The organism is Paenibacillus sp. FSL R5-0519 (genome assembly GCF_037974275.1).
GTDB lineage: Bacteria > Bacillota > Bacilli > Paenibacillales > Paenibacillaceae > Paenibacillus.
In genome coordinates, this window is sequence record NZ_CP150234.1 from 597,583 (window position 1) to 609,342 (window position 11,760).

Consider the following 11,760-nt stretch of genomic DNA (forward strand, 5'->3'; position numbering starts at 1 on the left):
ACACAACAGAAAAGGCAGATTATCCGTGCTATCGCGGATAATCAGCCTCTTAGAGTCATTATTTTAAAAATGATAGAATGTCTAGCTCTCTTTAGATGCCAGCAGGTAGATCACTTCCCAGATCCAGCCATGCGATTTCAGCAGGAGTCAGCGTGATGCGGGACCCTTCGTCACAGGAGAGCAGTTCCGCCTGATTCTGAGCACCGATCAGGGCACAGGTTGGGAAGGACTGATTCAATACGTAGGCCAAGGCGATCTGAATCGCCGTTGTATTTTTGGATTCAGCCAATTCACCAGCACGGCGCAACCGTTCCCAGTTGCCATCACTGTAGAATACACGCACCAGATCTTCGTTATCGCGAACTTCAGGTGTGAATCTTCCCGTGAAGAAACCACGCGCTTGGGAGGACCAGGATAGCAATGGCAGCTTGGTTTGCTCATGCCATGCCAGTGTCTCTGCATCTGCCGACACACAGCCTGCCCAGAAAGGTTCGTTTGCTTTGGCGAGACTGAGGTTCGGACTGCTGAATGTGAAGCCCTTCAAGCCATTTGCCGCAGCGTACGCATTGGCTTCCTCAAGACGCTGCCAGGTCCAGTTGGAGGCGCCAATTGCGCCGATTTTTCCGGAATCAATATGTTCGTTTAATGCTTCAAGAATAACACTGACAGGCATATTTGGGTCATCCCGGTGCAACGCATACATCTCTACATGATCTGTCTGAAGACGCTCCAGACTTTCCATCAAGTCACTGCGGATGGCATCAGCGTTCACGCGTGGTCCATTCTGGTCATGATGGGCGCCTTTGGTAAGAATGACGATCTGGTCACGATTACCGCGTTCTTTCATATAACGACCAAGGACTTCTTCACTCTGTCCACCACAATAAATATGTGCTGTATCGACAGTGTTACCGCCAATCGACAGAAAAGCATCCATGTTCGTAGCTGCTTTATCGTAAGCACTATGCACGAAATAATCGGTTCCTTTAATCAATCTGGAGACGCGTTTACCTGCACCAGCAATTTCGATATATTCCATAAGTCAGTTCATCCTCTCAATTATAGTGTAATTCGTGTACGTTCTTCCGCTGAACGAAGACAAGCTTCCAGCACTTTCATATTAGCTACTGCATCGGAAGGAGCGAAGCGCAGATCCTTGCCCTGAAGTACGGCACGTGCCATGTCATCTCCTTGCAGAGAGTAGTGGTTCACTTGCGGAACTTCAATCTCTTTGCGTTCACCGCCAGCCGTTACATAGAAGTTGGAACTGCGATCCTGACGACCGATAAAGGCCGAGGGTACCTCAATGATGCCATCAGAGCCTAGAACTTCGAGCGTGTTGCGGAAGGCTGCCCACATGCTGCTGTCAAACGTCACACCAACGTGATTATCGAATTCCAGCAATCCGGAAGCCATCATATCGACCTGATCATGCTGTGGGGAGAACATGCCAATAACGGTAACTGCACTTGGTTCCTGACCAAGTAGCAGACGTGCTACGCTGATGGAATAACATCCGATATCATACAGTGAACCTCCACCCCACTCCTTCCGAAAGCGGACATTGCCGGATGCATTGGAGTTATTAAATGAAAATGTGCTGTGAATACCACGGATCTCACCGATCTCACCGCTGGCGATGATATCCCTGATCTGCTCATAACGTGGATGATGACGGTACATGAATGCTTCCGCGAGATGCACATCTGCATCGGCACAAGCTTGAACCATCTCCTGAGCTTCCTGCTCTGTCAGAGCCAGTGGTTTTTCGCACAAAATATGTTTGCCTGCTTCTGCAGCCCGGATCGTCCATTCCCGATGCAGATGATTCGGCAGTGGGATATATACGGCATCAATGGAATCGTCAGCGAGCAAAGCTTCATAACTGCCATAAGCCTTGTCGATCCCAAGTTGTTCGGCCGTTTGTTTGGCTTTATGTTCGTCTCGACTGGCAATCGCGGTTACTTCATTCAACTCGGATTGCTGCAAGCCAGGAATGACGGATTCCACAGCAATGCTAGCGCTACCAAGAATGCCCCAACGCAATTTTTGAACTGAATTCATGTGTTGTATCCTCCTGTGTATAAATGTATATTGTGATTATAATGAATAGATCAATGAATTAAAATGATAATATATTGAATTTAGTTAACACAATATTGTTGATCAAGGAGAACCGGCTATGATGAGACAAACCGTATTGCTTACCCTGCAGGATATTCCATATTTTTGTTATCCCGAATCCGTTGGACATTATATGGATCATCCCCAGCATTCCGTATTGCGGGAGGCAGGTGTGCTGAACAATTTTAATATTCACTATGTTGCTTCGGGCAAGGGATATGTGGAAGTGGACGGGGTAGAGCATGAACTTCGTGCAGGTCAGGCCGTACTTTATTTCCCGCAGCAGCGACAACATTATTATAGTAGTGAAGATGATCCATGGGATGTACGATGGGTTCATTTTTACGGTGAACGTCTGCATGATTATATGATTGAACGGGGGTTACATCGTAATCTGTTATGGACATTGCGTCAGCGTAGCTCCTGGGAAGAGGCTCATCTGGCCTTGCTGACTGAAGCGGAACAGAATACCATGCTGCGTCCGGCTCAGCTATCCACATTGACCTATTCCGTACTCGCCGAGTTCGTGCAGCATGCGGTACCTTTGAAGAATACACGTACCACAAGTAAGGCGGAGAGTCGGGTACTTGCCCTTCTTCCACAGATGCAGCAAGAGGCCTGTCAACCGTTCCTGTTACAGGACTGGGCGGATCTTGCAGGTGTGAGTTCGTATTACTTTTGCAAAATGTTCAAGAGTGCTGTAGAGATGACGCCTATGGAGTTTATCACCCGTTCACGTCTACAGATGGCGAAGCAATGGTTACTCGAACGGCCCTCGGCCAACATTGGACAGATTGCAGAGGAAGCGGGATATCCCAATGCCAGTTATTTTAATCGCCAGTTTATGGCTCATGAGGGGATGACACCTACGGATTATCGCGGATTGTATCACAATTAACCCGTATCCTTTCGATGTTGTCAGCGCTTGAAGTGTAGTAGTTTGACAGAGAGCCCAATCAAGTCTATTATGGATAAATTAAATCCGTGTATAATGAGGTGCCCTCATGAAATATTCAAAAGCAACAAATTATGCTTTGCATACCATGCTTCATCTTGTAAGCACTGCCCCTGAACAACTGGTTAGTGTTCACCAACTTGCAGAATTGCAGAAGGTATCACCAACCTACCTGTCCAAAATATTGACCAAATTGGTTAAGGCGGGTATGATCGAATCCACATCCGGAGCCAATGGTGGTTATCGGCTTAGTCGTAAAAATCCTGATCCTTCTTTCCTGGAGATCATTCATGCGATTGAAGGTCAGGCATCCCTGTTCGAATGTTCCCAGAATCATAACGCAGGCTGTTTGATCCAGCAGGTAATGGTTCAGGCGGAAGAAGAGATGGAGAGTTTCCTGAACAATAAGAAAATGTCAGAACTCGCTTCCCAGATGAAAAGTTGGAGTGCACAGCAGTAGCTTGGGGCTGGAAGTGAGGCTTGAATTGATGGGAGGATTAACTCGTCTACCATAGGTATATCCAGATCTTTCCTCAACCTCACAAGAGGTAAGGGAAGATTTTTTTGTATCGTTGTGCCTAATAGAAGTCGAATGGTACAATAAGGAAGGTATAGGTGCATACATAATTGATCCGATCTTATATCACATTTTACATCTCTGGAGGGACAACACATGAGCCAATCAACGATCACAGGACTGGAACAATTGCTTGCGCTGGAAAACATTCGGAACACCAAGGCGCGTTATTGCCGCTATATTGATACGAAACAATGGGACATCTTGGGTGATGTGTTTGCCCCCGATGCAGTGGCCGATTTCAGCACAGAAGGCAATCCAATTCCGGTATTAACAGGTCGCGACACCATCGTACAAGTATTCCGTGATCTGGTGGATGTTGCCGTAACTGTACATCATGTTCATAGCGCGGAAGTTGAATTTGTATCCGAGAATGAAGCGAAGGTCATCTCCCCAATGGAAGATTGGGTGACGTTCCCGGAGGGCAATGAGAACAAATCCTTCCACGGATTTGGGCACTACCACGAAACTTTTGTCAAAATCGACGGCCAATGGTACATCAAACATACAAGTCTGAAACGTCTTCGTCTGGACCTGTTTGAATAGGACAAGGATGAACAAAAACACTTACAGATGTTTGGTGCTGTAAGTGTTTTTTTTGGTTACAGTGAAGACGAGTTGAATAGGAGACAAAATGCGAGTGCTTTATGTGAATTGTAAGGTTATTTTACATAAAATTGAATTAATAGCATTGACGTTCCAAAAGTCATGAGTTAAGATACTTACAACAAAACAATTACATTTTATTACACAAATTGAAACTTAGGGTTTTTATTCTTTCATATTTATATGTATATTTCCGCTTGGCTAATTTGTTAATCAGAGGATGATGCCATGAACTGGTACGCATTGTTTGTACATACAGGAAGCGAAGAAGTCATTAGGAAATACCTACATATGTATCTAGGAACCTCCATCCGAGTTTTAATCCCCAAGAGAAAAGTTCCGGAGAAGAAATCAGGTATTTTTGAAGCCTGTACCAAAAAAGTCTTTCCTGGCTATGTATTGATTCAAGTCAACATGACCGCCGAAACATACCACTTAATCTGTTCTATTCCTCATATCATTAAAATGCTGGGAACGAATGCAAGCTGCACGCCAATCCCGGATCATGAAATGACCACATTGCTAAACCTCATCAATCCGGAAGATATTATCGATTATTCAACCGTATATATGGAAAATACGAAAGTTGTGGTGCTGGATGGTCCGTTGGTGGGACACGAAGGCATCATTAAGAAGATTGACAAGCATACACGCAGAGCAAAGGTGTGGCTTCATCTAACAGGTAATGATGAACCTAAATTAGTTGATTTGGGTGTTGAAATTTTATATGCAACACAAGAAAAACGATAAGGTACTCAGATATGTTATGGTCACATACGACAACCAAAACCGGAGGAGCAGAATGAAGCTTAGGCACATTATGCAACCAAAGGAGTCATATGCATAAATGCTGAAATACACCCACGTGTATCGACAGGGCGAAGCTATGTACGTTGGAGCAGTTACCCCTACATTTTGTTGAATAAGGTATTTATGTGACAGTAAAGCGCAAACAAGCGGCTGAACTGTTTTTTTTGTTGTCTTCAGGAAATTTATTGTTTCAGAGAGGGCTGCTTACCTTGGATTCAGGAAAGGAAGACGTGTTGCATGAGACAAATGACCATTCGGGGTATTGGCATGTATGTGCCGGAATCCGTGTTAACGAATCAGGGGCTGGAGGCCATGGACATTAACGCAAATGCGGGCTGGATCTATCATAATCTTGGAATTCGTGAACGAAGAATTGCGCACGAGCATGAGTACACCAGCGATTTGGGCTTGAAGGCTGCGAGACAAGCTATAGAACAGGCTGCGATTGATGTCGAAGATATAGACATGATTATTATGGCGACCTTCACACCGGATCGCTTAATACCTCATCCGTCCGCTATCGTGAAGGAAAAGCTCGGAGCAGGCCAAGCCATTTGTCTGGATCTCCGTGCGGGCTGTGCCGGATTCAGCTATGGATTAATGAATGCGTTTTATACGTTTCAGGCTGAAGAAGATATAAGCAATATTCTGGTTATCGGCGCAGATACCTATTCGAAAGTAACGGATTGGCAGGATCGAGCAGCGTGTTCCAGTGTAGGGGATGGAGCAGGGGCATTTGTTTTACAAGAATTAGATGAGCATGACTCCTATCACAGCGTTTTTCTGAACGGAATTATGCATCACGAGAATATGGAAGATATCAGTTACGGAACACTGCCTGTTCATTATGGACACATTTCTGACGGATCTGTTTCCGTATACACATCCAATGGCCGATATTTATACGAACAATTGGTCAGGGGTATCCCACGGCTCGTGAACCGTCTTTTGCGCAAAGTAAAATGGAATATGGGGGAAGTGGATCTGTTTATCTTCCCACAAACAAACAGTAATCTGATTAGAGAACTGGCCGTTGCCTTGGGTATCCCGCAAGAAAAGGCCTATATGACGATGGAGAAATACGGGTACACCTCTAACGCCTGCTTGCCAATTGCAGTGGCCGAGGCTGTGAATCAAGGCGAACTGAAAACGGGTGATCGGGTCGTGTTGGTTGGGGCTGGAGCTGGAACGTATTATTGCGCTACAGCGATCAGATGGGGAGAAATCGTGTAAGTGGAGAGGAGATTATATGGCTAAGATGCGATTATATTGTGTTCCTTATGCAGGAGGGTCAGCATCAATATATAACAAATGGAAAAAAGGGTTATCCGAATCTATCGTGCTGACTCCTGTTGAACTTGCAGGACGAGGATTGAAATTCTCCAGGCCGCTCTATGAAAGTATTCAGCAGAGTGTAGATGATGTATTTGAGTATATAGCTCGCGATTTGCCAGATGAGGAGCCATATGCCCTATTTGGACATAGTCTAGGAAGTCTGATTATTTATGAACTGTATAACAAAATGCATGAAGAGCAGTTCAGGAAACCGATACACATGTTTTTTTCTGGGCGAGAAACACCGGATTACAAAAAAGAACAGGTCTATTACCATTTACCCGAAGGACAGTTCATAGACCGCATTAAGGAAATGGGCGGTACACCGGATGAGTTCTTTGAGAACCAGCAACTGATGGATATGTTTATCCCCGTATTACGTAAGGATCTGGAGATGAATGAGACGTATACTTATGAGGAGAAGCCTTATAAGCTGCAATGTGATATTACGATACTGAACGGAGCAGAGGATGAAGGCTATATTCTGGATTGTGCAGAACGCTGGAGAGGTTATACGGAACAAGGAAGTGCCGCCCGGATATACAAAGGGGGGCATTTTTATTTATTTGAAGGCAGTATGCATCGGGTTACAAGCACGATCAATCAGACATTAACAAGTTATATGGAGTAGAATCCTATACCGAGGTGAGGTGTCCAATGAATCAACGGCAGATTACATCAATTGAACAGCTGGAAGCAACCATACTGGACGTATTTCATGTTGTACTGGGAGCTGATGCGGGAGTCACAACCACAATTAATTTTTTTGACTTAGGGAGCGATTCATTGCTTCTTGCCCAGATCTATAATCAACTTGAAAAATTATATCCGGCTCAGATTACGTTAACCAATATGTTTGCCTATCCCACGATCTCGAGACTTGCCAAATTCATCGCAGACCAGGAAGGCATGGAACTGGAAGCATATCCTGTTCCTTTGGATTACATGCAGCATGCAGGACAGGCCGTTCAAGACCATCGATATGAATTCAGGATCGAGAAGGAGCGCTTCAATGAAATCAGAAACTTGTCCAAAAATGCAGGCTGCACGCCTGTAGAATGGTTGTGGTCTTTGTTTGCATATCTGTTGACGGAGATTGGCAATCAGCCTCAACTTACGGTCTATACACTGATTTATCGCATGAACCATATCAGTTCCATTCCGCTGGATGTGCAAGAGGTGCAGGATTTCAATGAGTTGTTTGCCGTAGCTAAACAAGCTTTACATACAGCAGACGAACAGCCTGGTCATCATATTCAGGATCTGGTAAGAGCAGGGGTGAAATCGCAACATGACGCCATCCGTCCGCTATTCTACGAGGCCGATTATGTCAGTGGGGGCAGGGGGGCGCTGGAGGAACTGTTTGATGTCATCTGTGAAATTCAAAATGAAAAACGAAATATGGTGGTAACGCTGTATTGTAAACCCCGAATGAATACCGTTCAATGGAATCTTTTTTTCAGAACCTATGATCAAATGCTTGCCAAAGTGATTGAAAGTCTCCGCCCAGCGGCTGAAAGGGGATAAAACAATGAAAAACAAACTGATGGATTTCAGTGAACTGGCGATTCGTGACACTACTCAGGCGGAGTCGTCTAGTCAGCTTCCACCAATGGCAACTCCAGCTACCACCCGTCCGGGTGATATCGCGATCGTTGGGCTCAGTGTTCGTATGCCCTTGGCAGATGATGCGGAGCAGTTCTGGGATAACCTGCTGCATGGTCTGGATTGTACGAGGGATCTGCCGGAGCAGCGACGCCAGGATGCCGATAATTACATCTCACGTAAAATGAACCCTGGTGAAGACAGCAAATACTTGGATGGCTCTTATCTGGAACATATTGATACCTTTGATTATCCTTTTTTTCGATTTACACCGAAAGAAGCCAGTTTGATGAACCCGGCTCAACGTATCTTTATGGAGACGGCATGGGCCGCTTTTGAAGATGGAGGATATACCAGTGAGAAGCTGGCGGGGAGCAATACAGGAGTATACGTTGGACTGGTGTCCGATCTGGAAGGTTATCGGTATAAAGAGATGATTCATGATGTGGAGCCACAGTCTCTGCCGATCTCGGTCACAGGCAATTTATCCTGCATTTTACCCAGCCGTTTATCCTACCTACTTGATCTGAGAGGACCGAGTATGGTGGTGGATACAGCCTGTTCTTCATCTTTGGTTGCAGTGCATCATGCCTGTAATGCCATTCGTTTGGGTGAGTGTGACATGGCGTTGGCAGGAGGCGTAAAACTCAACGTGCTTCCGCTGGACAAGGACTACTACCGAATGGGCATTGAATCATCAAATGGCATGACACGCCCCTTTGATGATAGCTCGGATGGTTCGGGAATTGGTGAAGGCGCGGCAGTTATTATGCTAAAACCACTTCAGGATGCCATCAAGGACAAGGATCAGGTGTATGCGGTCATTAAGGGCAGTGCCATTAACCAGGACGGGAACTCCATGGGGATTACAGCGCCGAACGCCAGAGCCCAGAGTGAGGTCATTGTGAAGGCGTGGAAAGCGGCGGGGGTCGATCCGGAAAGTATCGCTTATATTGAAACCCATGGAACCGGGACGGTCTTGGGAGATCCGATTGAAATCGATGGCATTAAGGGAGCCTTTGAGCAATACACCGATAAGAGGCAATTTTGTGCCATCGGTTCGGTGAAGTCCAATATTGGACATTTGTATGAGAGTGCCGGGATTACCGGACTTGTGAAATCCGTATTGTCCTTGAAAAAAGGGATTTTACCTGCGGTGCAGCATTTCGATCGCCCGAATCGCAATATTGATTTTAGTGGCACACCTGTGTATGTAAATACACGTAACCGGATCTGGCCTGCTGCGGGTGAACCTGTGCGAATGGGAGTCAGTGCATTTGGTTTCAGCGGTACCAATTGTCATCTTATTCTGGAGCAGGCGGGTGCAGTGGAAACGAACAGCGAGACGGAGATGCGGGAATACCTTTTCCCTCTTTCAGCCAAGACGCTTCAAGCCTTGCAACAATATATATCCAAATATACGAAATATCTGAAAACAACCGATCACTCGTTAGCCGATATATGTTACACGGCAGGCACATCCCGGACGCATTATGAACACCGTCTGGTACAGATTGCTTCAAGCAAAGAGGAGTTGCTCGCGCAACTAATTGAACTTGAAGAGGGCGGAGTGGATTCCATTCGAGAGCAGTCAGTCCCGGAGTCCAGTCAGCTGCATTTAACCGCTCATTGTGAAACCTATCTTGGGGGTGGGGAGGTAAGCTGGCCAAGCCTGTATTCAGGTGAGGATGTTCGTCGCATCAGCATCCCGACGTACCCATTTGAAGCTCATCGCTGCTGGATTGAGCTATCTGCTCCTCCTTCCCTAGCCAAGACGGATGCCATCGCTATGGAGAACATACACCATTATGAGTTAGGTTGGGTTCCTGAACCGGAACGTAATTCCGCTCGGAAGTTATCGGAAGGTCATATCGTTATTTTTAGGAACAATAAAAGAGAGGGAAAAAGAGAAGATTTATCTCTTCGTGAGGCACTACAGCAGCAGGGACATGAGGTTATCGAAGTGTTTAATGGACCTTCGTTCGTTCAAGTATCTGCCGAGGAGTACGTCATTTCAGACCAGCGTGAGAGCATGGAACAATTGTGGGCTCATCTGGGAGAATTGACGATCACCCGGATTATCTATATTCAACAGGATCAGTCCTTTCATCCATTTTTCTATCTTCTTCAGGAGATGATAGGTGCCCAATCGCTTGAGCCTGTTGACCTGGTGTTGTTAACGAATCCAATCCACTCGATTACGGGAACCGAAGAAAATGTATTTCCTCAGGCTGCCCTGATGTTTGGCCTGGGTCTGGCAGGACGCAAAGAAGATTCACGTCTGCAATGCCGTTCCATCCAAGTGGATGCGGAGACTTCGCTCCAGGATATTGTGGCCGAACTGGATCACGAAAGTGATGATTATGGTGTAGCTTATCGTGCAGGTGCGCGGTACATTCAACAGTTTGGAGCGCTGGACCCGATTGCGTATCCCAAATGGAACTACAACATTCGCAATGACGGACTGTATCTTATTACTGGCGGACTGGGTGGCATCGGGCTGGAGCTTGGACTACAACTCGCGGAGCGATACCCAGGAATTACACTCGCACTGTTGAACAGAACCTCGCTCCCCGCACGGGAAGAGTGGGACAGTATTGTAGCTGCATCATTCAACGAAGTGTTAGTTCGGAAAATCCAAGCTGTGCAACACATGGAAGCTGCCGGAGCGACGGTTCTTCCTTACCAAGCAGACGTTTCAGATGAAGCATCCATGCGATTGATTTTGAGTGAATTGCGACAGAAATATGTTCGCATTGCAGGGGTCATTCATGGTGCGGGGGTCGCTGTAGGCGGAGATCATCCGCTTAAGGATAGAACGATAGAAGAAGCTGAACGTGTATTATGCCCTAAAGTGCAAGGAACCCGGGTCGTGGATCAACTCACCAGAGAGGACAATCCAGACTTTTTTGTGATGTTTTCATCCATTGCAACGATATTTAGCGGGCCGGGCCAGGCCGATTATGTTGCTGCCAATGCGTACCAGGATGCTTATGCAACCTATCGCAACCAAGAGATGGACGGAACGATGACGGTCAACTGGTCAACCTGGAAAGAAACAGGCGCAGCTGCTGCAACCGGCTACGGCGTAGACACCCTTTTCAAAGCGATGACCAATAAAGAGGCTCTGACCTGGCTGGATCAGGTGGAAGGGCGTCAGATTGAACGTGTATTGATAGGACAGATGTCGACAGACCGTGGCATGTTGAAGATGATTCGCAACTACCCGTTTAGACTTTCTCCTGCAATCGAGAGTTGGATTGATTCACGTCTACAGAGAGCGTCATCACCGAAGGCTCCAGCGCCAGTGACCCCGCAAAGTGTAGCCCGGCAGGATACCGTGCTGAATGGTGCGGATGACGGTGAATACACGCCATGGGAGAGAAAGGTGGCGGAAGTGTGCCAGGCTATTCTGGGCTTTAATGAAATTGATATCCATGACAGTTTCTTCGAACTTGGAGCTGACTCCATTCTGGTGAAACAAATGTATGCACAACTTGACCGTCAGTATCCGGGAGTACTCGTTGTTGCAGATCTGTTCGAACATCCGTCTGTGCACCGGTTGGGTGGATATTTGGCTGATAAAACAGGCCATTCACAGGAGAAGAAACAGGTAGAGGAGCCTGCAGGTGCTGCAATTGCGCTGGACGAGGAGGTCCATTCTCTTTTTGATCAGTTGGAAGATGGCAAGATCAGCATGGAGGATATGCTCAAAGGATTAAAACATATCTGATATGTAAGGGGACGA

The 11,760-nt window shown here is 46.4% G+C and carries 10 protein-coding genes; 8 read left to right on the top strand and 2 right to left on the bottom strand.

Annotation, left to right across the window (positions count from 1 at the left end; translation table 11 throughout):
• Window positions 1-91: 91 nt before the first annotated feature.
• Together MKY73_RS02625 and MKY73_RS02630 are read right to left on the bottom strand one after the other, a co-directional pair.
• Window positions 92-1,039, bottom strand: coding sequence for an aldo/keto reductase (locus MKY73_RS02625; protein ID WP_339305509.1), 948 nt, complete (start codon window positions 1,037-1,039; stop codon window positions 92-94).
• Window positions 1,040-1,059: 20 nt separating this feature from the next.
• Complete coding sequence (locus MKY73_RS02630) at window positions 1,060-2,064, bottom strand: Gfo/Idh/MocA family oxidoreductase (RefSeq protein ID WP_339305510.1); 1,005 nt, start codon at window positions 2,062-2,064, stop codon at window positions 1,060-1,062.
• A gap of 118 nt (window positions 2,065-2,182) precedes the next feature.
• On the opposite strand from MKY73_RS02630, the gene MKY73_RS02635 reads away from it, so the two are divergent.
• The 8 genes from MKY73_RS02635 (at window position 2,183) to MKY73_RS02670 (ending at window position 11,745) form a co-directional block, all read left to right on the top strand.
• Window positions 2,183-3,022: a helix-turn-helix domain-containing protein gene (locus MKY73_RS02635; protein WP_253441065.1), complete on the top strand. Its 840-nt coding sequence runs from the start codon at window positions 2,183-2,185 to the stop codon at window positions 3,020-3,022.
• Between the two features lie 106 nt (window positions 3,023-3,128).
• Window positions 3,129-3,539, top strand: coding sequence for an Rrf2 family transcriptional regulator (locus MKY73_RS02640; RefSeq protein ID WP_091019160.1), 411 nt, complete (start codon window positions 3,129-3,131; stop codon window positions 3,537-3,539).
• A 213-nt stretch (window positions 3,540-3,752) separates the two neighbouring features.
• Window positions 3,753-4,202: a nuclear transport factor 2 family protein gene (locus tag MKY73_RS02645; RefSeq protein WP_339237911.1), complete on the top strand. Its 450-nt coding sequence runs from the start codon at window positions 3,753-3,755 to the stop codon at window positions 4,200-4,202.
• A gap of 288 nt (window positions 4,203-4,490) precedes the next feature.
• On the top strand, window positions 4,491-5,012 hold the full coding sequence (loaP, locus tag MKY73_RS02650; protein ID WP_339305512.1) for an antiterminator LoaP: 522 nt from the start codon (window positions 4,491-4,493) through the stop codon (window positions 5,010-5,012).
• Window positions 5,013-5,309: 297 nt separating this feature from the next.
• Window positions 5,310-6,305 carry a ketoacyl-ACP synthase III gene (locus MKY73_RS02655; protein ID WP_339305514.1) on the top strand — a complete coding sequence of 332 codons (996 nt, stop codon included), beginning with the start codon at window positions 5,310-5,312 and terminating at the stop codon, window positions 6,303-6,305.
• 16 nt (window positions 6,306-6,321) lie between these two features.
• A complete protein-coding gene (locus MKY73_RS02660; protein ID WP_339305516.1) occupies window positions 6,322-7,038 on the top strand; it encodes a thioesterase domain-containing protein in 717 nt (238 codons plus the stop codon).
• A gap of 26 nt (window positions 7,039-7,064) precedes the next feature.
• Window positions 7,065-7,934: a phosphopantetheine-binding protein gene (locus MKY73_RS02665; protein ID WP_339305518.1), complete on the top strand. Its 870-nt coding sequence runs from the start codon at window positions 7,065-7,067 to the stop codon at window positions 7,932-7,934.
• A 4-nt stretch (window positions 7,935-7,938) separates the two neighbouring features.
• Window positions 7,939-11,745: a beta-ketoacyl synthase N-terminal-like domain-containing protein gene (locus MKY73_RS02670; RefSeq protein WP_339305520.1), complete on the top strand. Its 3,807-nt coding sequence runs from the start codon at window positions 7,939-7,941 to the stop codon at window positions 11,743-11,745.
• Window positions 11,746-11,760: the final 15 nt, after the last annotated feature.

Coding starts and splice junctions, on each gene's coding strand:
- MKY73_RS02665 (WP_339305518.1), top strand. CDS start 7,065: ATGAATCAACGGCAGATTACATCAATTGAACAGCTGGAAGCAACCATA.
- MKY73_RS02630 (WP_339305510.1), bottom strand. CDS start 2,064: ATGAATTCAGTTCAAAAATTGCGTTGGGGCATTCTTGGTAGCGCTAGC.
- MKY73_RS02660 (WP_339305516.1), top strand. CDS start 6,322: ATGGCTAAGATGCGATTATATTGTGTTCCTTATGCAGGAGGGTCAGCA.
- MKY73_RS02670 (WP_339305520.1), top strand. CDS start 7,939: ATGAAAAACAAACTGATGGATTTCAGTGAACTGGCGATTCGTGACACT.
- MKY73_RS02645 (WP_339237911.1), top strand. CDS start 3,753: ATGAGCCAATCAACGATCACAGGACTGGAACAATTGCTTGCGCTGGAA.
- MKY73_RS02625 (WP_339305509.1), bottom strand. CDS start 1,039: ATGGAATATATCGAAATTGCTGGTGCAGGTAAACGCGTCTCCAGATTG.
- loaP (WP_339305512.1), top strand. CDS start 4,491: ATGAACTGGTACGCATTGTTTGTACATACAGGAAGCGAAGAAGTCATT.
- MKY73_RS02640 (WP_091019160.1), top strand. CDS start 3,129: ATGAAATATTCAAAAGCAACAAATTATGCTTTGCATACCATGCTTCAT.
- MKY73_RS02655 (WP_339305514.1), top strand. CDS start 5,310: ATGAGACAAATGACCATTCGGGGTATTGGCATGTATGTGCCGGAATCC.
- MKY73_RS02635 (WP_253441065.1), top strand. CDS start 2,183: ATGATGAGACAAACCGTATTGCTTACCCTGCAGGATATTCCATATTTT.